General features: G+C 74.0%; 21 protein-coding genes and 2 pseudogenes. 12 read left to right on the top strand and 11 right to left on the bottom strand.

Annotated features, from left to right (window positions below; translation table 11 throughout):
- Positions 1-26: 26 nt before the first annotated feature.
- From AB0J12_RS10000 to AB0J12_RS09990, 3 genes and pseudogenes are all read right to left on the bottom strand, one after another.
- Positions 27-1346, bottom strand: a complete 1320-nt coding sequence (locus AB0J12_RS10000) for an FUSC family protein (RefSeq protein WP_363263770.1) — start codon at positions 1344-1346, stop codon at positions 27-29.
- Positions 1347-1566: 220 nt separating this feature from the next.
- A complete protein-coding gene (locus tag AB0J12_RS09995; protein ID WP_363263769.1) occupies positions 1567-2061 on the bottom strand; it encodes an FBP domain-containing protein in 495 nt (164 codons plus the stop codon).
- 226 nt (positions 2062-2287) lie between these two features.
- Positions 2288-2848: pseudogene (locus tag AB0J12_RS09990) on the bottom strand (LuxR C-terminal-related transcriptional regulator); the annotation flags it as partial.
- Between the two features lie 303 nt (positions 2849-3151).
- Here AB0J12_RS09990 and AB0J12_RS09985 point away from each other — a divergent pair.
- The 3 genes and pseudogenes from AB0J12_RS09985 to AB0J12_RS09975 all read left to right on the top strand — a co-directional run.
- Positions 3152-3662, top strand: a pseudogene (locus AB0J12_RS09985) (reductase); the annotation flags it as partial.
- A gap of 115 nt (positions 3663-3777) precedes the next feature.
- Positions 3778-5067, top strand: a complete 1290-nt coding sequence (locus AB0J12_RS09980; protein WP_363263768.1) for an ROK family transcriptional regulator — start codon at positions 3778-3780, stop codon at positions 5065-5067.
- A gap of 104 nt (positions 5068-5171) precedes the next feature.
- Positions 5172-5432, top strand: coding sequence for a hypothetical protein (locus AB0J12_RS09975; RefSeq protein WP_363263767.1), 261 nt, complete (start codon positions 5172-5174; stop codon positions 5430-5432).
- A 126-nt stretch (positions 5433-5558) separates the two neighbouring features.
- On the opposite strand, the gene AB0J12_RS09970 is transcribed toward AB0J12_RS09975, so the two are convergent.
- The gene (locus tag AB0J12_RS09970; RefSeq protein WP_363263766.1) at positions 5559-6587 is read right to left on the bottom strand and encodes an SDR family oxidoreductase; all 1029 of its coding nucleotides are present in this window, start codon (positions 6585-6587) and stop codon (positions 5559-5561) included.
- 161 nt (positions 6588-6748) lie between these two features.
- On the opposite strand from AB0J12_RS09970, the gene AB0J12_RS09965 reads away from it, so the two are divergent.
- Positions 6749-7582: an alpha/beta hydrolase gene (locus AB0J12_RS09965; protein WP_363263765.1), complete on the top strand. Its 834-nt coding sequence runs from the start codon at positions 6749-6751 to the stop codon at positions 7580-7582.
- A 6-nt stretch (positions 7583-7588) separates the two neighbouring features.
- On the opposite strand, the gene AB0J12_RS09960 is transcribed toward AB0J12_RS09965, so the two are convergent.
- The 4 genes from AB0J12_RS09960 to AB0J12_RS09945 form a co-directional block, all read right to left on the bottom strand.
- On the bottom strand, positions 7589-8548 hold the full coding sequence (locus AB0J12_RS09960) for an SDR family NAD(P)-dependent oxidoreductase (RefSeq protein ID WP_363264163.1): 960 nt from the start codon (positions 8546-8548) through the stop codon (positions 7589-7591).
- A 316-nt stretch (positions 8549-8864) separates the two neighbouring features.
- Complete coding sequence (locus AB0J12_RS09955; RefSeq protein WP_363263764.1) at positions 8865-10046, bottom strand: aromatic acid exporter family protein; 1182 nt, start codon at positions 10044-10046, stop codon at positions 8865-8867.
- Between the two features lie 31 nt (positions 10047-10077).
- Entirely contained in the window at positions 10078-10734 is a 657-nt protein-coding gene (locus AB0J12_RS09950) for an HAD family hydrolase (protein WP_363263763.1), read from the bottom strand.
- 39 nt (positions 10735-10773) lie between these two features.
- Positions 10774-11814: a PHP domain-containing protein gene (locus AB0J12_RS09945; protein ID WP_363263762.1), complete on the bottom strand. Its 1041-nt coding sequence runs from the start codon at positions 11812-11814 to the stop codon at positions 10774-10776.
- A gap of 143 nt (positions 11815-11957) precedes the next feature.
- Between AB0J12_RS09945 and AB0J12_RS09940 the strand changes: the two genes are divergently transcribed.
- Both AB0J12_RS09940 and AB0J12_RS09935 read left to right on the top strand, forming a co-directional pair.
- Positions 11958-12767, top strand: a complete 810-nt coding sequence (locus AB0J12_RS09940; protein ID WP_363263761.1) for an SDR family oxidoreductase — start codon at positions 11958-11960, stop codon at positions 12765-12767.
- Positions 12768-12830: 63 nt separating this feature from the next.
- Positions 12831-13067, top strand: coding sequence for a hypothetical protein (locus AB0J12_RS09935; RefSeq protein ID WP_363263760.1), 237 nt, complete (start codon positions 12831-12833; stop codon positions 13065-13067).
- Between the two features lie 15 nt (positions 13068-13082).
- Here AB0J12_RS09935 and AB0J12_RS09930 read toward each other — a convergent pair whose 3' ends face one another.
- On the bottom strand, positions 13083-14345 hold the full coding sequence (locus AB0J12_RS09930; RefSeq protein WP_363263759.1) for a family 16 glycosylhydrolase: 1263 nt from the start codon (positions 14343-14345) through the stop codon (positions 13083-13085).
- 163 nt (positions 14346-14508) lie between these two features.
- Positions 14509-14946: a VanZ family protein gene (locus AB0J12_RS09925; RefSeq protein ID WP_363264162.1), complete on the bottom strand. Its 438-nt coding sequence runs from the start codon at positions 14944-14946 to the stop codon at positions 14509-14511.
- Between the two features lie 317 nt (positions 14947-15263).
- On the opposite strand from AB0J12_RS09925, the gene AB0J12_RS09920 reads away from it, so the two are divergent.
- From AB0J12_RS09920 to AB0J12_RS09895, 6 genes are all read left to right on the top strand, one after another.
- On the top strand, positions 15264-15446 hold the full coding sequence (locus AB0J12_RS09920; RefSeq protein WP_363263758.1) for a hypothetical protein: 183 nt from the start codon (positions 15264-15266) through the stop codon (positions 15444-15446).
- Complete coding sequence (locus AB0J12_RS09915) at positions 15443-15895, top strand: monovalent cation/H+ antiporter complex subunit F (protein ID WP_363263757.1); 453 nt, start codon at positions 15443-15445, stop codon at positions 15893-15895. The genes AB0J12_RS09920 and AB0J12_RS09915 overlap by 4 nt, the downstream gene beginning before the upstream one ends.
- 168 nt (positions 15896-16063) lie before the next feature.
- Positions 16064-16333: a hydrogenase subunit MbhD domain-containing protein gene (locus tag AB0J12_RS09910; protein WP_363263756.1), complete on the top strand. Its 270-nt coding sequence runs from the start codon at positions 16064-16066 to the stop codon at positions 16331-16333.
- A complete protein-coding gene (locus AB0J12_RS09905) occupies positions 16330-17091 on the top strand; it encodes an MnhB domain-containing protein (RefSeq protein WP_363263755.1) in 762 nt (253 codons plus the stop codon). Before AB0J12_RS09910 ends, AB0J12_RS09905 begins: the two co-directional genes overlap by 4 nt.
- Positions 17092-17096: 5 nt before the next feature.
- A complete protein-coding gene (locus AB0J12_RS09900; RefSeq protein WP_363264161.1) occupies positions 17097-17447 on the top strand; it encodes a sodium:proton antiporter in 351 nt (116 codons plus the stop codon).
- The gene (locus AB0J12_RS09895) at positions 17447-19207 is read left to right on the top strand and encodes a proton-conducting transporter membrane subunit (RefSeq protein ID WP_363263754.1); all 1761 of its coding nucleotides are present in this window, start codon (positions 17447-17449) and stop codon (positions 19205-19207) included. Before AB0J12_RS09900 ends, AB0J12_RS09895 begins: the two co-directional genes overlap by 1 nt.
- Here the strand turns inward: AB0J12_RS09895 and AB0J12_RS09890 are convergent, their stop codons facing one another.
- Positions 19208-19882: a DUF4230 domain-containing protein gene (locus AB0J12_RS09890; protein WP_363263753.1), complete on the bottom strand. Its 675-nt coding sequence runs from the start codon at positions 19880-19882 to the stop codon at positions 19208-19210. It lies immediately after the preceding gene.
- Positions 19883-20151 lie beyond the last annotated feature (269 nt).

Genomic DNA, 20151 nt, shown 5'->3' with positions numbered 1-20151 from the left:
TTTCGGACACCGCGCACGCGGTGCCGTCACGGAGAACGCCGGATCCCCGTCCCGCGGTTCCACCGCAGCCGCTCCGGAATCCGGGCGCGCAGCCGCCGGCCGCCCCGGCGCAGCCGGCGCGGCAGCCCGAGGCGCTCCCGCAGCCCCGCCACCCACGGCAGCCGTGCGCGCTGCTCACGGGTGTGCCGGTCCAGCTCCTCCAGCAGCCGGCGCGAGCGGTGCTCGGTGTCCAACTCGTCGAGCATGCGGTTGACCTCGGTCAGCACGGCGCCGCTCAGCTGCCAGTGCCGGGCGTCGTGCTGCACCTCCTCCAGCAGCAGCTGGGCCACCTTGTCCCGGGTGGCCGCGGCCTGCCGCAGCTGGGCCGTCAGCCGCTCCTCTGCCGACTCGGCGCTGTGGCTGGTGTGCGTGGTGACGAGCACCGCGAAGCTGACCACCGCGTCGGCGATCTCGGAGAGCAGCTCCTCGATCGCCGCGCCCGCGGCCTGCGGGAACAGCGGCTCCGGATCGCGCTCCTTGGCCAGGTCGGTCAGCGTGCGGGCGAGCACCCGCAGCACGACCGTGCAGATCTCCAGGGTGTCCAGGCCGGTGCGCAGCACCACCCGGTGCAGCAGTCCCTCGCGCACCCGCGGGTTGAACCGCAGGCTGTCCTCGGCCTGCCGCAGCGCCGCGTCCACCTCGGAGATGGCATGGTCCAGCCGGCGTGCCTCGTGCAGCCGGGCCGCCGCCAGCTCGTAGGAGGGGCGCCCGGCGGCCTGTTCGCCGACGCGCAGCATCATCTGGCGGATCCGCCGCGCCAGGTCGTCGATGGAGTCGCCCGCCTCGTCCACCCACACCGGCGGGGCGAGCAGCAGGTTGAACCCCATGCCGACCACGGCGCCGATCAGCGTCTCCAGGACCCGTGCCCACGCGGTCGCGCCGTGCGTGGTCACCCCGAGGATCAGCATGGCGCTGATCGCGACCTCCTGGACGTACTCCTCGACGCGCACCAGATGGCCGACGGCCAGCGCGGCCACGATCACCAGCGCCAGGCTCCACCAGGTCAGGCCCACCAGCAGGCTGAACGCGATGGCGACCAGCACACCGGCCACCACGGCGTTCACCCGGCGGATGCCGTTGGTGAGCGTGGCATACAGGGTGACCTGGACCACCAGCAGCGCTGTCAGCGGCGCGGTCAGCGGGGCGGGCTCGGGGCTCAGCCGGACCGCGACGACGTAGGCGACCGTCGCCGCGGCCGCCGACCGCAGTGCCTGAACGACCGAGGGGTCCCGCCGCCACTGCCACAGCCGCGCGAGCCACTGCCTCAGTCGCGCGAGGTCGGGCGTCCACTCACGTACATCTCGCATCCCTTGGCCTGTTCCCGTTCCCCTCCGACCTCGAACGCCCCATGGCCGAAACCGAACGACTACGGCCCTCCATGGCGCCCGGAGCGAACCTTCCCGGCGAGGGTTCGGGGCCCCGGGCGAGGCAGCGAGAGGCGGTGCGGGGCGCCTTCCCGCGCGCATCACGGCGACCCGGGCGACGCGCGAGACCCGTGGCAACCTGCGCGAACCGGTGGCCGGCCGGTCAGGCGCGGATCTTGTCCAGGAAGGCGAACAGGTTGGTCTTCGTCCGGGCGATCTGCTCCTCCACGGTCAGACTCTCCTCGAACCGGGTGCCGCTCTCCGGCACTTTCTTGCCACGGACGTACAGGGAGCAGGCGAGGTCGGTGCACATGTACAGGCCCACCGAGTTTCCCTCCCGCCCCGCCGCGCCCGTCTTGCGCGCGGTCATCAGCGACACGCCGCCGCGCGGATGCGCGGTCAGGCACAGGGCACACAGGCTGCGCTGCATCAGGGCGCGCCGGGCGGGCGTGAACCGGAACGCGACGCCGACCAGCTCTCCGTCCCGCTCGGCGACCAGATGGGCGCGGTCGGGCGCGCCCGGATCACGCCAGCCCAGGAAGTCGAGGTCGTCCCAGGGCCGCTGGTCGAGGTCCCGGGGCACCGCCAGACGCTTCGCCTCGCCCTTGGAGCAGTTGATGAACGAGTTGCGGATGTCCCGCTCGGTGAGTGATCTCATGCTGCTTCCCGGTATCGGAGATCCTAGGGGCCCTAGGTTTTCGCCTAGGTTAGGCAGGGGCGAGGAGAAGACGCCAATGGATTTCCGAGGCGAGCCGGTCCCCGCAGCGGGCGGTAGGTCTCACGGGACCTGAAGACGGTCCGGCACACGCTGGCCCACTTCGGCCCCGACGGCGCGGGCACCGCCTACTCTGCCGCCGGGACGGCCGGCGCCGGCGGCCACACCCCGGCGGCCACACCCCGGCGGCCAGCACGCCGGAGGCGTAGGCGCGGGCCACCAGTTCCGTGCGGTTCGCCGCGCCCCAGCGGGCCGACAGCCGCCGCAGGTGGTACGTCACGCCGTCCGGGGTCAGGCCCGTCTCCCGCGCCGCGCGGGCCGTGGTGGCGCCCTCCGCCGGCAGCGCGAGGATACGGGCCTCGACCGGCGTGGCCTGAGCCGGCGGCCGGTCCCGAGGCGTGCGTTCGCCGAGCGCCCGCACCATCACCAGCAGCGCGGGAGTGTCGTCGGCGGTGTCGCTCACCGGGTCGGCCGTCAGCTCCCTGAGCCGCTCGGCACCGCCCGGGGCCCTCCAGCGCACGGACACCTGGTAGCGGGAGCGGTGACGCCGCCGCAGCGCCTGCGCGATCCGCTCGACCTGCGCCTCCGCCAGCGGCCGGAACCAGCAGGTCATGGACCTGATGCGGGAGCACGGGCCGGTGCTGGTGCGGCGGTTGCACGGGCGGGACACCCTGTTCGTCGCCGACCTCGACCTCGTCACCGACCTCGCCGACGAGCGGCGCTTCGCCAAGCACGTGGGCCCCGCGCTTCAGAACGTGCGTGAGTTCACCGCCGACGACCTGTTCACCGCGTACAACGACGAACCCCACTGGCCCATCGATGCGCACCTACCACCCCGTCATGCTGAAGGTCGCGCGCCGGCTTCTCGCCGCCCGGGACCGCGCCGCCCGCGACGGACGGCCGGTCGACGTCGCCGACGACATGACGCGGATGCCCCTGGACACCATCGGACTGGCCGGTTTCGGCTACGACTTCGGCTCCTTCGAGCGCGACCGGCCGCACCCCTTCGTCGAGTCGATGGTCCGCTGCCGACGCGCGCGTGCAGCCGTGCCGGGAGGCCTTCCGTGTGGATCACTCCGCACCGGTCGTCCTGGTCGCCGCCGGCACCGGCCTCGCCCCCTTCCGCGGGGTGGTCGCCGACCGCGCGGCGGCCCTCGCGGTCGGCGCCGAACTGCCGCCCGCTGCTCTACTTCGGCTGCGACGCGCCGGAGGCCGACTTCCTGCACGCCGAGGAGCTGCACGCCGCCGAGGCCGCCGGCGCGCTCTCGCTGCGGCCCGCGTTCAGCGCGCCCCCGGGTGACGGCCCGATGTTCGTCCAGCACCGCATCGCCGCCGAGGCCGACGAGGTCGGCCGGCTGCTGGACGCAGGCGCCCGTGTGTACGTCTGCGGCGACGGCGCACGCATGGCGCCGGGCGTACGCGAGGCCTTCCGTGCGCTGTACCGGGGCCGCACCCGGGGAGCCGACGAGGCGGCGGCACAGCGGTGGCTGGACGAGATGACCGCCACCGGGCGCTATGTGGAGGACGTGTACGCGGCGGGGTGAGCGGCGCTTCTTCCGGGCGACCGCTTACTTTTCTCCATGAACTAAGGGATGGGGAAAGTGCGGTGCCGCCCCTTTCGGAGATAGGGTGCAGGTCGGCAGGGGCGGAAGGAGCCACATGGCGGGGCGGAACGGGCGCACGGTACGTGATCTGAGGCGGGCCAACCGTACGGCCGTACTCCAGCGCCTGTACTTCGACGGGCCGCTCAGCCGCTTCGAGCTCGGCCCGGCCACCGGACTGAGCTCCGGTTCCGTCAGCAACGTCGTCGCCGACCTGATCGCCGACGGCCTGCTGGAGGAGGCCGGCAGCGTCGACTCCGACGGCGGCCGCCCGCGCACGCTGCTGCGCGTCGCGCCCGGCAGCGGCCACATGATCGGCGTCGACGTCGGCGAGACGCGGGTGCGCGTGGAGCTGTTCGACCTCACCCTCACCGAGCTGGCCCGCGCCGAGCGGCCGCTGGAGCAGCGGGGATACGCCGTCGAGACGATCGTCGGCCACATCCGCGACGGCATCGCCGAGGTGCTCACCGCCTCCGGCACCGGCGCGCACGCGCTGCTCGGCGTCGGCATCGGCGTCCCCGGGATCGTGGAGCACACCCCCGAGCAGGGGGCCGTCGTGCACGGTCAGACCATCGGCTGGGACGCCGCCCCGCTGGAGGCGCTGCTGCGTGCGGGCTCCCCGCTGCCGGACACCGTGCCGTACTTCATCGACAACGGCGCGAAGACCCTCGGCCAGGCCGAGATGTGGTTCGGCGGCGGGCGCGGCGCCCGCAACGCCGTCGTCGTGCTGTTCGGCTCCGGCGTCGGCGCCTGCCTGGTCACCCCGGACGTGGAACACGGGCGGGCCGTGGAGTGGGGCCATCTGACTGTACGGGTGCGGGGGCGGCGCTGCCGCTGCGGCGCCCTGGGCTGCCTGGAGGCGTACGCCGGGGCCGAGTCGCTGCTCGCCCGCTGGGCGGAGGAGGGCGGCCGGCCCCCGAAGGGCAACGACGAGGAGGCGGCCCTGACCGCCATGCTCGCCGCCGCCTACCCGCCCGAGGGCACCGAGCCCGACCCCGTCGCGCTGGCCGTCCTGGAGGAGACCGCCGAGTACCTCGGCGCCGGCCTGTCCGACCTGATCAACCTCTTCCAGCCCGAGCGGATCCTCATCGGAGGCTGGGCCGGGCTCCAGCTCGGCGCCCGCTTCCTGCCCGCGGTGCGCCGCCACGCCACCGCCTACGCACTGCGGCACCCGGCCGAGAAGGTCTCCGTCGAACTGGGCCGGCTCGGCCCCGACGCGGTGACGGTCGGCGCGGCGATCCTCCCCCTGGCCGACTTCTTCGGCCGCGGTGGCCGCCGTCCCGAACCGGTCGCGCAGAGCCCGGAGCCGGCCTGGCGCACGGCGCTGGAGGACCGGGTGCCGCGCTGACCACGGCGCGCACGCAAGGGTGCGGCTTCCTTGATCACCAAGCGGGTTTCGGGGGTCCCCGGCACGGTACTCGCGGGGGCCGGACGAGCGGAAAGGAGCATGTCGTGGACGAGCATCGTGCCGAGGCGCCCGGAGAGAACGGCGACCCGGTCCCGCGTGACCTGCCCGACCAGCAGGCCGACGCCGGGGAGGACCCCTGGGAGGTTCCGACCCCGGCCGCCAGGCCCTCCGACCGAGGCGCCGAGGACGAGGGTGGGGCCGACGACGTGCCCGACACCGACGAGGCGGGCACGGGCCGCGAAGGCGCATCGCAGCCTCGCGGGGTCCACCAGGACGAGCCGCTCCCGGACGAGCCGTCGGGCTGAGGGCGCACTGCGGCTCCCGGACGCGCCGTCGCGCCGTCGGGCGGGGGCGGTCCCGGCCGTGGAGGTGAGCGTCGGGCCGGGGCCCGGCCGTCGAGGCGAGCCTGCCGACCGACGCCTCCGGCCCCCTCAGCCCACCTTCCGGCCCGCCATCGGGGCGGTCTTCGCGCCCGCGCCCTGCTGGAGCCCGTCCAGGAACTCCTGGATCACGTCCGTCGCCGAGCGTTCCGGGAGCCAGCCCAGTTCGACGCGGGCGCGCGTGCAGTCCATCAGGGGCAGCCGGAGGACCGCGTCGAAGAGGTGCGGGGAGGCCGGCAGCAGATGCAGCCCCCACGCGGCGGCGATCGCCGAGCGGGCCGCCGTGCGCGGCAGCCGCACCGGACGCGCGCCCAGCAGCTCACCCAGCACCCGCGCGTCGAGCGGGGGCTCGGCGGCCAGATTGAAGGCGCCGCGCACGTCGGAGGCGACGGCGAGCTGATAGGCGCGGGCCGCGTCGTCGGTGTGCAGGGCCTGCACCCTCAGCCCCGGGACGTCCGGCAGGAAGGGCAGCAGCTCGGGACGGGCCAGCGGTCCGGGCAGGAAGCGGCCACCGAAGATGCGGCGCTGCTCGCTCGCCGACTCCCGTTTGAACAGGAACGCCGGCCGCATCCGCACCACCCGTGTCTCGGTGTGCTCCCGCTCGAAGGTGTCGAGCGTCCGCTCCAGATAGGCCTTCTCCCGGCAGTACGCGGCGTCCGGCCAGCCGTGCGTGGGCCAGGACTCGTCGACCGCGTGGTCCTTCGGTCCCGGTGAGTACGCTCCGACGGAGGAGGCGTGCACCAGCGCGGGCACCCGCGCGGCAGCCACCGCCTCGAACACCCGGATGCTGCCGAGGACGTTCGTCCGCCAGGTGGTCGCCGGATCGTGCGTCGGCTGGAAGGCCCACGCCAGATGGATGACCGCGTCCGCGCCCGCGAAACGCTCGGCGAGGCCTGTCCGTTCCGAGGCCAGGTCGACGGCCGACCACTCGGTCTTCGGCGGTGACCAGTCCGGCACCCGGCGGGCCAGGCCCAGCACCGATCCGACCTGTGGATCCTCCGACAACAGCCGCACCACGCTGGTGCCGACATTGCCGGTGGCGCCCGTGACGACGATCCTGCTGCCCGAGGTGCTGCTCACCTTCGGCTCCCTTCTGCGCGGCGGCTGGACGGCCCGGGTACCCGTCGCCGGGCCGCACACGCAGCCGGGCGGCGGCCATGACCTCCGGGGTAATCGACCCGCGCCCGGGCCGCCGCCAGGATGAGGGACGTACTCGCCACCGGATCGCAGGAGGACGTCCCATGCCGTACTTCGCCAGCCCCGCAGACGGCACCCGGCTGCACTTCGTCGACTACGGCCCGGCCGACGGTCCCGTGATCGTCTTCGTCAACAGCGCCTACTTCGGTACGGAGATGTGGGAGGCGCAGATGATCCCGCTCGCCGAAGAGGGCTTCCGGTGCGTCGCCCTGGACCGGCGCGGGCACGGCCGCTCGGACGACGTGTGGGGCGGCTTCGACCTGGACAGCCTCGCCGACGACGTGCAGGGCCTGCTCGACCACCTCGATCTGCGCGGTGTCACCCTCGTCGCCCACTCCGTCGGGACCGTGGAGGCCGTGCGCTGCCTGACCCGGCACGGCTCCGCGCGGGTGGCCCGGCTCGCCCTCGTGGCCGGCGTGGCCCCCGGCCTGGTCCGCTGCGCCGACCACCCCGGCGGTCTGGAGCCGGGGACGATGCGGGCGCTGAACGACTCCGTGCGACGGGACCGCTCCGCGTTCTTCGCCGACGGCGCGGACTCCTTCTTCGCCCGCGACCTGCCGGGCAACGAGCTCTCCGACGCCTATGTGCAGTCCATGGTCCGCGCCTGCCACGTCTCCACACCCCGCGCCGGGATCGCGCTGCGCGAGCTGATCGCCGAACTGAACGTGGCGCCGGAGATCACCAAGCTGGACCTGCCGGTCCTGGTGATCCACGGCACCCACGACACCTCGGCACCCCTGGAGCTCACCGGCCGGCGCACGGCCGAGCTGGCGCCCGACGCCACGCTGAAGGTGTACGACAACGGCGGGCACGGCCTGTTCGCCACCCACGCCGGGCAGCTCACCGCGGACCTGCGGGAGTTCGCGACGGCCCGCTGAGCCGGGCTACGCCCCGAAGGCGTTCACGCCCGTCAGCCGGGCCGAGACCTCCCACAGGCGGGCCGCCTGCTCCGGGTCGGTGGCCCAGGCCTTGACGCCGGTGGTGCCGCCCTCGACGGCCGGCTCGGCGATGTCGCAGTCCTCCAGGTAGACGCCGCCCATGCCGTCCAGCTGGGGTGAGGTCGCCGCCCACACCTGGGTGGCCGCGCCCTGCTCGGGGGTCTTGAAGCCCTCCGGGTTGAGCAAGGTGCCGCTCTCGTCGATCCAGCCGCGCTCGATCATCTCCTCCTTGGGGATGTGCCGCTGGAGCGGGGTGTGGATGCCGCCGGGGTGCAGGGAGAAGGCCCGCACGCCCCGGTCCCGGCCGAGCCGGTCGAGGTGGACGGCGAACAGCACGTTCGCCGTCTTGGCCTGGCCGTAGGCCTGCCACTTGTCGTAGCCCTGTTGCCAGTGCAGGTCGTCCCAGCGGACGCCGGAGAAGTGGTGGGCGCGCGAGGAGACCGACACGACGCGGGCGCCGCCCCGCTCGATCGCCGGCCACAGCCGGTTGACCAGGGCGAAGTGCCCGAGGTGGTTGGTGGCGAACTGCGCCTCCCAGCCCGGCCCGACCCGGGTCTCGGGGCAGGCCATGATGCCGGCGTTGTCGATGACGTAGTCGAGGGTGCGGCCGGAGGCGAGGAACCTCTCGGCGAAGCCGCGCACGCTGTCCAGGTCGCCGAGATCGAGGTCGTCGACCTCCACGCCGTCGATGCCCGCCAGGTTCTCCTGGGCCGCTGCGGGGCGCCGGGCGGGCACCACGACCCGGGCGCCGGCCTTGGCGAGGGCCCGTGTGGTCTCCAGGCCGAGGCCGGAGTAGCCCCCGGTGACGAGGGCGAGCCTGCCGGTGAGATCGAGGCCGGCCAGGACGTCGTCGGCGGTGGACCGGGCGCCGAAACCGGAGCCGATCTTGTGCTGTGCGGTGATCACGCTGTCGCTCATGCCCGGCACGCTATGAATTGGAGCGCACTCGAAGTCAAGCGCCACTCCCGGACAGCAACTCCGACGCGAACTCCGGACAGGAAGAAGCCCCGACAGGACGGGGGATGCCGGTCGGGGCTGACTGTGGTGGGCACGGATGGCGGTCGCCTCTCGGCGAAAGGCTCCACAGGGCTTCAGCCGAACGATCGTCCCTGTGGGCAAAAGGTGAGGCCCGGGGACACTGTCCCATCCGCACCCACGGTTGGTTCAACGGGTGACTACCGGCCGGTGTTCCCCGGCTGACCGCCGTGCGGCGTGGCCTGCGTCACGTGCGGGAGTCGGCGGCGTTGTCCTCGGCGTCGTCGTCCTGGCCCGGTACGGCATCCGCCCAGATGTTCTCCGCCTCCAGCAGCAGCGTCCCCAGGACCGTCGCGACCGAGGCCCCGAGCCCCACGTGTTCCTGCAGGCTCTTCTGGAGCCGGCGCCGCAGCTCCTCCATCTCCTCCTCGCGCCGCGCGTCGCCCACCGGCGGGCCGGCCTGCGGATCGCCGAGCCGGTCCGCCTCGGCGCGGCAGGCGTCCCCGATCATTTCCAGCAGGCCCGCGTACAGCCGCAGCGCCTCGCCCTGGGGCGGCGCCGGGGTGCGCGCGTCGTCGGCGGCCACCGCGAGCGCGCGGGTCAGCGCCGTGACGTGCCCGGCGACCCGGCCGAACCGCTCGTCCTCCGACCGCGGCGGCACCCCCTGCGGCACCCGGTGCAGCGCACGCAGCGGGGCGGAGGTCAGGCGCAGGCTCTCCTCGCTCCAAGCACGGGCCGAGCCCAGCGCCCGGCACCGCCGCTGCAGGCGGTCGGCGGCACGGGACCACTCGTCGGTCACCGACGCGTCCCAGTCGCCCTCGCGCAGCCCCGACGCCACCAGGTGCAGCGTGTCGCCCGCCTCCCGGGCCAGCGCCGACAGGTTCTCCCGTACGTCCCGCAGATGCACCGGCGGCAGCACGAACGCGTTGACCGCGACCCCGATCACCGCGCCGAGGGCCGCCTGGCCGATGCGGTGGCCGACCGTGGACGGCGACACCGCGCCCGCGGTCAGCGTGAAGATGGCGGTCGTGGCCGCGTACACACCCTGGTCACCGAAGCGCGGCCAGTTCGCCAGCAGCATCAGCAGCGGCAGCGACAGCGCGAGCGCGCCGGTCGTGTCGTCGGTCACCGCCTGCGCCGCCGACGCGATCAGCGCGCCGGCGCAGATCGCGGCGAACTGCTGGGTGCCCCGGCGCAGCGAGCTGTAGACGGTCGCCTGCACCAGGACGACGGCCACCCACGGCGCCATCAGCGCCATCGGGTCGTTCAGCCACAGCCGCGCCACCACCCACGCCAGCAGCCCGGCCCCCGCAGCCTTCAGCGACTGCACCACCAGATCCCGCTCGCGGCCCGGGCCGCGTACGGCCGCACTCACCGCCCGGCCGACTGCGTGAACCTCACCCTGTACGGCGTCCGTCGCTCGTGTCATGCGCGACGGGTATCCCGCGGATGCGTATCGATCACCCAAGGGGGCTGTCGTCCAGGCGGGCGAGCAGATCGGCGGGGTCGGCGTAGACCGTCTGCGCGCCCGCCTCCTCCAGGTCGGCGCGCGGAATGCCGCCGCACAGCACACCCACACAGCGCACCCCGGCGCGGCGGCCGGCCTGCATGTCCCACACCGTGTCGCCTACGAACACCGCCCGCTCGGCGCTCACCCCGGCCAGCTCCAGCGCGTGTTCGACGGGCTCCGGGGCGGGCTTGCCCTCCTCGACGTCGTCGGAGCTGGCGGTCGCCGTGATCGCGTCGTCGGCGTCGATGGCACGGCGCAGGGCCTTCAGTTCGGGGCCGCTCGCGGAGGTGGCCAGCACCACGGCCCAGCCGTTGCCGTGCAGCCGCTTCAGTAGCGCCCCGGCCTCCGCGAGCGCGGGCAGCCGGTCGAAGTACTGGCCGTACAGCGCCGTGTGCGCGGCGCTGAGCTGTGCGTCCTGGTCCCGGTCGCGGTCCTCGCCCAGCAGGTGGGCGATCAGATCGGTGGAGCCGAGGCCGACCGCCCGGTGCACGGCGTGCATCGGCACCCGGTGGCCCGCCTGGCGCAGGGCCTCCCACCAGGTGACGACGTGCAGGTGGTTGGTGTCGACGAGGGTCCCGTCGACGTCGAAGACGGCGGCACGCTCCATGCGGTGATCCCTTCTCTCGCGGATCGCCCGGGTACCACGTCAGCGGCCCGCCACTCCGGACGGCACCCGGCCGGTGCGGGTCCAGGCGAGCAGGTCGCCGGCGGACCAGGTGGTGACGACCCGTTCGGCGGGCACCCCGCACTCCTCGGCGCGGGCGCATCCGTTGATCTGCCAGTCCAGCTGACCGGGCGCGTGCGCGTCGGTGTCGATCGAGAACAGCACACCCGCCTCCACCGCGCGGCGCAGCAGGCGACGGGGCGGATCGAGCCGCTCGGGGCGGCTGTTGATCTCCACGGCGGTGCCGGACTCGGCGCACGCGGCGAACACCTCGTCCGCGTCGAACTGCGACTCCGGGCGCCCCCGGCCCGTGACCAGGCGCCCGGTGCAGTGGCCCAGGATGTCGGCGTGCGGGTTGCGCACGGCCGCCACCATACGGCGGGTCATCGCGCGGGCGTCCATACGGAGCTTGGAGTGCACGGACACCACCACGACGTCCAGCTGCGCCAGCAGCTCGGGCTCCTGGTCGAGGGAGCCGTCGTCGAGGATGTCGCACTCGATGCCGGTGAGCAGCCGGAACGGCGCCCAGGTGCGGTTCAGCTCCGCCAACACGCCGAGCTGCTCGCGCAGCCGCTCGGGGGACAGGCCGCGGGCCACCGTCAGGCGCGGGGAGTGGTCGGTCAGGACGGCCCAGTCGTGGCCGAGCGCGGCGGCCGCGCGGCCCATCTCCTCGATCGGGCTGCCGCCGTCGGACCAGTCCGAGTGCAGATGGCAGTCACCGCGCAGCGACGCCCGCAGCGCCTGCCCGCCCCGCACGGCCGGCGCCTTGCCGGCCTCCTCCTCCAGCTTCCGCAGGTAGCCGGGCGTCTGCCCGCTCAGCGCCTCCTGCACCACCTGCGCGGTCTTCGGCCCGACGCCCTTGAGCGACTCCAGCGTGCCGCCCCGCACCCGCTCCCGCAGCTCCTCCTCCGGCAGCTCCCGCACCACCCGCGCCGCGGTACGGAAGGCCCGCACCCGGTACGTCGGTTCCTGGGCCCGCTCCAACAGGAACGCGATCCGCTCCAGAGCCGCCACGGGGTCCATCGCCACCTCCTGCCCCCAGGGTTCCCCACGGCGGCGGGGCACGCACGGCGACGTACCCGGGCCGGCGGACCCGCTGTTTGCCCGGGGCGGACCCGGGTACTGCGACGGCCCGACCGCGGTTCCCGTCCGACGAGGAGGCCTCCATGTCAGACACGAGCCCGAGCGGCGGCAAGGCCGCCGTGGTCACCGGTGCCGATTCGGGGATCGGGCGGGCCACCGCCGTACGGCTGGCCCGGGCGGGTATGGACGTGGGGATCACCTGGCACACCGACCTCGAGGGCGCCGAGGAGACCGCGCGGGAGGTTCGCGCGCACGGGCGGCGGGCCGAGGTGGAGCGGATGGACCTCACCCGGCTGCCCGACGCGGCCGAGGCCGTCGACGCGCTGTGCGAACGGCTCGGCCGCCTCGACGTCCTCGTCAACAACGCCGGTACGGGCACCATGACGCCGTTCCTCGACATCGGCCTGGCCACCGTGCGCGAGGTGCTGGACGTCGACCTCGTGGGCCCGTTCCTGTGCGGGCAGAAGGCCGCCCGGCACATGATCCGGCAGGGCGACGGGGGCCGCATCGTGAACGTGACGTCCGTGCACGAGCACCAGCCCCGCGTCGGCGCCGCCCCCTACTGCGCGGCCAAGGGCGGTCTCGGCCTGCTCACCCAGGTGATGGCGCTGGAGCTGGCCGAACACGGCATCACCGTCAACGCCGTCGCCCCCGGCGAGATCGCCACCCCCATGACCGGCCAGGAGGACACCGACGTGCGCACGCAGTCCCGGCCCGGTGTGCCCCTCGGCCGGCCCGGCGACGCCCGCGAGGTCGCCGCCGTCATCGCGTTCCTGGCCGGACCGGACGCCTCCTATGTCACCGGCGCGTCCTGGACCGTGGACGGCGGCATGCTGCGCATGGGACCCCAGGCCGGCTCGCACCTGGACAGCGATGCCTGGCGCCGGCCCTGAGGGGCCGGCTGTGCTCTGCGTACGATGACCCCTTCGTCCCGATTCCGCTCTACCCTCGATGACATGACCGAAGTCGCGAGCCCATACATCTCCCAGCCGCGCATCACGGTGCTCGGGGTTCAGCCGGGCACGCCGCCGTTCCGCATCGTGGAAATCGACGGTCAGGTCGTCGGTGAGGCGACGAGCATGATCGGCGTCCTGGAGGCGGCCGCCGCGTACGGGATCACGGTCCACGACCTGGACGACCCCGACGTCGTCCGCTGGGTGGGCGGGGGAAAGTTCACCTGGGTCCTGCACTGACCGCCGGGCGGCGGTTCAGCCCAGCGTCCACTTCTGGTTGGCGCCGCCCGTGCAGGTCCAGATCTGCAGCCGGGTCCCGTTGGCGGAGCTGCCCCCGGTGGCGTCCAGGCACTTGTTCGCCTGTGGGTTGACGATGTCGTGCGCGGCGGTGACGACCCACTGCTGGTTGGCGCCGCCCGAGCAGTCCCACAGCTGCACCGTCGAGCCGTCCGCCGTCCCGCGGTCGGTGACGTCCAGGCACTTGCCGAGCGCGCGCAGCGTGCCGTCCGCGCCGGCCGTCCACGTCTGTGCGGGGGTGCCGTTGCAGTCGTAGAGCTGGACGGGGGTGCCGTTGGCGGGGTTCGCCCCGGCGACGTCCACGCACTTGCCGGCGAGGCCCCGGATCGGCATCCCGATGGCCGTGTCGCCGGTCGTCACCGAGACGTGGTCGACCACCAGCTGCTGCGGGAAGGCGGTCGAGGCGTCGGGATCGCCGGGCCAGTAGCCGCCGACGGCCAGGTTCAGGATGAGGAAGAACGGCTTGTTGAACACCCACGTCTTCCCGCCCAGATCGGCGGGGGTGCGCCGCTGGTAGACGGTGCCGTCGACCGACCAGGTGATCGAGTCGGGGGCCCAGTCCACCGCGAAGGTGTGGAAGGCGTCGGCGAAGGCCTGACCGCCGGGCAGGATGTAGGGGGCGCCGATGCCGCCGGAGCCCGAGTAGCCGGGGCCGTGGATCGTGCCGTGCACGGTGGACGGCTCGTGGCCGACGTTCTCCATGACGTCGATCTCGCCCGAGTCCGGCCAGTTCACCGGCGTGCCGAGCATCCAGAACGCGGGCCACATGCCCTGCCCGCGCGGGATCTTCATCCGGGCCTCGACGTGCCCGTATTGCGCGGTGAACTTCCCGGCGGTGTTCAGCCGGGCCGAGGTGTACTGGCACGTGCCGTACCAGCACTGGTAACCGGCCGGGTTCTCCCGCCGTGCCGTGATGACCAGATGGCCCTGCCCGTCGAGGGCGGCGTTCTTCGTGCCGGACGTGTAGTACTGCCGCTCGTGGTTGTTGACGTTGTCGCCGGTCTCCAGCTGCCACTTCGAGGCGTCCACCGGCGCGCCGGCGGGCCCGTCGAAGGTGTCGGAGAACACCGTGGCGGCGGTCGTGGCGGAGGTGCCGGAGAACGCCGTGGCGGCGGTCGCGGCGGAGGTCCGCGCGCCGGCCGGGACCACCGTGGCGGACGCGGCGAGCAGGGTGGAGGCGGCGGCGAGGAGGCATCTGCGGAGCAGGCGTGGGCGGACCACGGCTCTCCCTTCCGTCCGGCGGCCCGTGTGCGCGGGCGGGCCGGACCGAGGTGGGGGGTGGGGGAGTGGTGCGTGTCGCCTCTTGATTTAAGGAATGAACTAAGGGGTCGTCAATACCCTGGTACAGACTTGGGGTTGCCCGGCCTGCCGGCCACCGCCGACGTCAGCCGTCGCGTCGCCCGTGCCGGGCCCGCGCGTGCACCGCCCGCCCCATGCGCCGGCCCAGCAGCAGGTAACCGACCAGCGCCCCGGTGGTGTTGAGGATGACGTCGTCGATGTCGAAGGCGCGCCCGGTGATCATCGCCCCCTGCGCCAGTTCCACCAGCAGCATCACGATCGCCGTGAGCAGCAGCACCCGCAGCAGGCGCCGGGCGCGCGGCGCCACCAGCGGCACCAGCACTCCGAACGGCACGCCGAGCAGCAGATTGCCGCCGATCTGCTTCGCGGCGTCGCGCAGTGACGGCTGGTCCAGATACGCCTTCAAGGAGCGCCCGGGGTGCAGATTGGTGTGCGTGAACGCCTCCGAGGCCGGGGAGGGCCGCAGCGTCAGCCGGGCCAGCACCACGGCGAACGCCACCATCAGGACGAACGCACACGCCATCACCAGCAGCCGCACGACCAGCCGCAGCGGCCCCTGACGGTCCTTCGGCTGCTCCGGCGCACGGGGCTTCCGCTTGGCGAACGACAGCCGGGCCACGGTGGATTGCCTCCAAGTTCCCTGCATGGCACGGCGGTTACCCGCGATCCGCCCGGCCACTCCGCCATCTCGCCCCCGATCGCGCGGCCGCCGGCCGGTTTCCGTTCCTGCGCTCGGGGCACTCCGCGTGCAGACCGCGCGTGCCGCCGCCCGGCGCGGCACGCGCGGTGCTTGGATGCCCGCAGGACTCCGGGCGACGGCGGTGACGAGGAGGTGACGCGTTGCACAGGCGTACCGCACTGCGCGCCGCGGGTGAACTCCTCGCCTGGTGGGCCGCGCTCGCCGTGCTGTGGCTGATGCTGATCAGCACCGTCCACCCGCTGGAGCTCGCGGTGGGCGGCGGCGCCGCGGCGGTCGGTGCGATCGCCGCGCGGGCCGCCCGGCGGGCGGTGACCGAACGGTGAACGGCTGGCTCCTCGCGGCGGCCGTCGTCCTCGCCGGCGGGGCGGGCGCGGCCCTGTGGGGCGTGGCCACCGGCCCGTTGCGCCGCCGCGCCGTCGCCCAGAACCTGTCCACCGCCCTGGTCTGCCCCGGCCTGCTGCTGCTCTCCCAGGGCTACCAGCGCACCTCCTACGTCGACCTCGCCCTGCTGCTCGCGCTGCTCGGCCCGGTCGGCACCCTCGTCTTCGCCCGGCTGCTCGCCGACGAACTGGCCGACGACCCGCCGCGCGCCCAGGGCGCGACCTGGGCGGCCGCGGGCGTCGGCGCGGTGACCGTGCTGGCCCTGTGCGCGGCGACCGGCCCCGGCCGGGCGACGGTGAAGCTTCTGGTGATCGGCGCGCTGCTGATCGCCGGCAACCTGGTCGCCTCCCGCGCCCTGTCCGGCGGCATCACGGGGGTGCGCGGTGGCTGACGCGTACCGCCTGCGGCGGCCTGTGCGGGTTGGGTTGCGGCTGGTCGCGCAGTTCCCCGTGCCCCTTGGCCGGCTGCGGCGGCCTCCGGTGCGGGCGAACCAGGCGGCGGACCGCAGCGGTCACCCCGCCCGGGCGGGGACCGCCACGCACGGGGAGGCGATGCCGCGGTGACCGACGCCGTCATCGTCGTCGCGCTGCTGCTCGTGGCCGCGGCCGCGACCGCCGCCGTGGCCACCCGCGACCCGGTGCGCCAGTCACTGGTGCTGTCCGTGCTCGGCCTGGTGCTCGCGGTGCTGTTCACCGTCCTCCAGGCGCCCGACGTCGGCCTCTCCCAGCTCGCCGTGGGCGCCGCGGTCACCCCGCTGTTGCTGCTGCTGACGGTCCGCAAGGTCCGCCGCCGCGCCAAGGACACCGACGGCAAGGGGAGCACCCGGTGAGCCGGCGGGCCCGGCTGTGGCTCGTGGCGGTCGGCGGCGCCGGTCTCGCCGCGCTGCTCATCGCCGCCTGCCTCGACCTCCCCTCGTTCGGCGGCCGGCGCCACCCCTACGGCAACCGGGCCGTGCACGCCGCCCTCAGCCGGCACACCGCCAACACGATCGCGTCGGTCAACTTCGACCTGCGCGCCTACGACACCCTCGGCGAGATGAGCATCCTGTTCGCCTCCGTGCTCGGCTGCGTGGTCCTGCTGCGCCAGGCCCGCGACGAACACCGCGCCGCCCCGCAGCCCGCGGACGTGGCCCGCCCGGTGCGCCGCTACGCGCTCGTCGTACTGCCCGTCGCCGTGCTGACCGGCCTCTATGTGATCGCGCACGGGCAGCTCAGCCCGGGCGGCGGCTTCCAGGGCGGTGTCGTCACCGCGACCGCCCTGCACCTGCTCTACCTCGGCGCCGACTACCGCGCCCTCGAACGCATCCGCCCGATCGGCCTGTACGAGGCCGGCGACGCGCTCGCCGCCTGCGCCTACCTCGTCACGGGCGTCGCCTGCGTCCTCGCCGGTGCCGCCTTCCTGGCCAACACACTGCTGCCGTACGGCACCTTCAACACGCTCTCCTCCGGCGGGCTCGTCCCGCTGCTGAACGCGGCCATCGGCATGGAGGTCGCCTGCGCGGTCGTCGTCCTGCTCGCCCGCTTCCTGGACCAGGCCGTGGAGATCGTGGAGGAGCCGGAGAACCGGCAAGGGAAGGAGAACGGGTGAGAGACATGCTGCACGTCCTGCCGTACCTCGTCGCCGCCTGGGTGTTCCTGGCCGGCGCCTACGGCCTCGCCACCAGCCGCAACCTCATCCACGCCGTGGGCTGTCTGTCCGTCTGCCAGGCCGCCACCTACGTCCTGCTGCTGGCCGTCGGTTACCGCGACGGCGCCACCGCGCCCGTGTTCTCCGACATCGAGCCCGGTTCCCGGCCCGTCGTCGACCCGGTGGTGCAGGCTCTCGCACTGACCGACGTCGTCGTCGGCGCCACGGTCACCGCCCTGCTTCTCGCCCTCGTTGTGCAGATCGCCAAGCGGCACGGCACGGTCGACCCCGACGAGCTGTCCGAGCTGCGCGGCTGATGCACCATCTGATCCCGCTGCTCGTGGCTCTGCCGATGCTGGGGGCGGGGCTGCTCGTCGCCGCCGGCCGCCGGCTGCCCCGGCTCGCCGCCGAGACCGTCGGCTGCCTGGTCTCCGCCGGCACCTGCGCCCTCGCGCTGGTGCTGCTGCTGAACTCCTCGCCGCCCATGGTGGAGTGGGTCGGCGGCTGGCTGCCCGTCAACGGCCAGAGCGTCGGCATCGTCGTCGTCGGGGACGGGCCCGGCCTCGGCCTCGCCGCGCTCGCCTCCCTGCTCACGCTCGCCGCCCTGGCGTACTCCTGGCGCTACTTCGACGAACCGCCGGGCCGGCACGCCGGATCCTTCCCCGCCCTGATACTGGTCTTCCAGGCGGGGATGTGCGGCTTCGCGATCGCCGGGGACCTGTTCAACGCGTTCGTGTTCTTCGAGCTGATGAGCGTCGTCGCCTACGCCCTGACCGGCTACCGCATCGACGAACCCAGCGCCGTGCAGGGCGCGCTGACCTTCGCCGTCGTCACCTCGCTCGGCGCGTACGCGATGCTGATGGGCCTCGGCCTGCTGTACGGGCGTACCGGGGAGCTGGCCATGACCGCGATCGGGCGCGGCCTCGACGCCCACGGCAAGCCGGACGCGCTGGTCCTGACCGCGTTCGTGCTCGTGCTGACCGGGCTGATGGTCAAGGCGGCCGCGGTGCCGCTGCACTTCTGGCTGCCCGACGCGCACGCCGTGGCGCCGACCCCGGTGTGCATGCTGCTGTCCGGCGTCATGGTCGAACTCGGCGTGTACGGCGTGTGGCGGGTGTACTCCACCGTCTTCTCCGGACCCGGCGGCGTGCCCGCGGCCGACGCCGGGCACGCGCTGGTCGTGCCGGGCGCCCTCAGTGCCGTGGTCGGCGCGGTGATGTGCTGGTACCAGCGGCACATCAAACGGCTGCTCGCCTACTCCACCGTCGCCCACACCGGCCTGTTCCTGCTGGGCATCGGACAGCTCACGCCCGAGGCCGACGACGGGGTGGCGATCTACCTCCTCGGTCACGCCGGGGTGAAGGCGGCGCTGTTCGCCTGCGCCGGCATCCTCCTCGACCGGTACGGCTGCCTCGACGAGCATGTGCTGCACGGCCGGGCCCGCCGGATGCGCGCGGTCGCGGTGATGTTCGCCGTCGGCGGCCTCGCCCTGGCCGGGCTGCCCCCGTTCGGCATCGGCCTCGGCAAGGCGGTCGGCGAGGAGGCCGTGGGCGGCCCGCTCACCGTGCTGTACGTCGTCGTGTCCGCCGTCACCGCGGGCGCGGTGCTGCGGGTGACGGCACGCGTCTTCCTCGGCCTCGGCCCCAAGCCGCCGGACAGCGGCGAGTACGAGACGACCGGCGCCGACGAGGAGCCCGAGACCGAACGCCGGCTCACCCGGGTCCCCGACACCATGCGGGCGGTCCCGGCGCTGCTGCTGGCGGGCTCGCTCGCCGTCGGCGTGGTACCCGGCTTCGCCACCTCCGTCGCCGACGCCGTGAACGAGGCCGGCTCCGGCGGGCTGCGCAGCGACGTGCACTGGACCCTGCCCGGGGTGCTGCTGGGCCTGCTGTCCACGCTGCTCGCCGTCGCCCTGGCCGCCGTCGCCGTCACCCGCCCGACGCTGCTGGCCGCACCTCGCTGGGCGCTGCCGTTGCGCCGCCTGCAGTCCGGGCACATCGGCGACTACGTGGCGTGGGTGCTGGTGGGCACGACCCTGCTCGGGGCGCTCGCCCTGCCCGGGGTGCTCGGCGGCTGATCAGGTGCCGCCATAGGACACGTGCACCTCCTTGAAGCCGAGCGAGCGCAGCAGCCCCTGGAGCATGGCGGTGGTGTTGGCCTCGGCCCGCGTGGTCAGCCCGCTGCCGCGCGCGGCCTCCCCGATGTGCCGGGCGGCCAGTTTCTGCACGGCCTGCTCGCTGTTGGGGTTGTCCGAGAACAGGTCGCCGAGACGGTCGAGCAGGCCGCGCTGCTTGGAGACGGCGTAGGAGTGGTCGGGATCGAGCGCGGGCCGGCCCAGCTGTGCGTGCGGCAGCCGCAGCGTCGCCGTCGTGCGGTCCGCGTCCACGCGCACGTCCCGCTCACCGAGCTTGCCGAGGTCGACGTAGGCGTCGACGGTGCCCGCGCCGACGTACAGGGTGCGGGTGCCGCGGATCGCGTCCGGCAGGAACCGGGCGTCCTTCTCCAGATCGACGACCACCTGGAAGGTGCCGGAGGCGGCGTCGTAACGGCTGATGTCCGTCACGGACTTGAGCAGGGCGGGGCCGGAGCGGTCGCGGGTCTCGGTGCCGAACAGGTCCCGCAGGCCCGGCAGTACGCTCAGCCGCAGCCCCGCGAAGAACACGGCGAGCACCAGCACCACGGATAGCAGCACCTTCGCCCAGCCGGGCAGACGGCGCGACGGACGGGCGGGTGCCGCGGGGTCATCGGTCATGACGACGGCCCTCCTTCCTGAAGTCCGCATGCCCGCCAAGGCCGGTTCCAGACCGCCGGGTTGTGCCGCAGCGGCGGGCCGGTCCCCGATAGGGCGCCGGTGATCAGCCCGCCTTGACGCCGTGTTTCGATGCTGCCGCTGCGCGCCGAGGCCGGTCGTACCCCGGACGGCGAGGCGCCGATGCACCTGGCGAGGTGCGGCCCTCGGGCCCCCGGCGGCGGGGGTGCCCGCCGTGTCCGCCGTGCCCGTCCGGTGCCGTCTCAGGCGGT

Origin of the sequence: Streptomyces sp. NPDC049915 (assembly GCF_040656475.1) — a bacterium.
In the GTDB taxonomy this organism is placed as follows: Bacteria; Actinomycetota; Actinomycetes; order Streptomycetales; family Streptomycetaceae; genus Streptomyces.
This window is presented reverse-complemented; position numbering and strand designations above follow the sequence as displayed.